The organism is Paenibacillus xylanexedens (assembly GCF_007676705.1).
In the GTDB taxonomy this organism is placed as follows: domain Bacteria; phylum Bacillota; class Bacilli; order Paenibacillales; family Paenibacillaceae; genus Paenibacillus; species Paenibacillus xylanexedens_C.
In genome coordinates this window covers 1-233 of record NZ_VEBF01000700.1, presented here as the reverse complement: position 1 = coordinate 233, position 233 = coordinate 1, and the positions used below count along the sequence as shown (strand labels likewise).

The 233-nt window shown below is 48.5% G+C and carries 1 protein-coding gene; it reads left to right on the top strand.

Annotation, left to right across the window (positions count from 1 at the left end):
* Nucleotides 1–19 precede the first annotated feature (19 nt).
* Nucleotides 20–233 (top strand): hypothetical protein (locus tag FS628_RS33405; RefSeq protein WP_369008928.1); only part of this gene is annotated, 214 nt, incomplete at its 3' end.

Here is a 233-nt window from a genome sequence, read left to right as displayed (position 1 = left end):
TTCACAATTCCTTCCACCCATCTCCCTCCACCCCTACCTCAATCTTCCCACTCCCCACTCCTTCCTTCCACACATTCTATATCCACACAACTTTTATCACCCCCACTTTCCTAAACCCTCCAACATTCACTCCCTACCCCATACATTCCCCTACTCTCCTTCCTTCCCCCACATTTTCAACCATCCCAATCTCCAATATTTCATCACGACCAAGCTCCGATGCAATCACACGA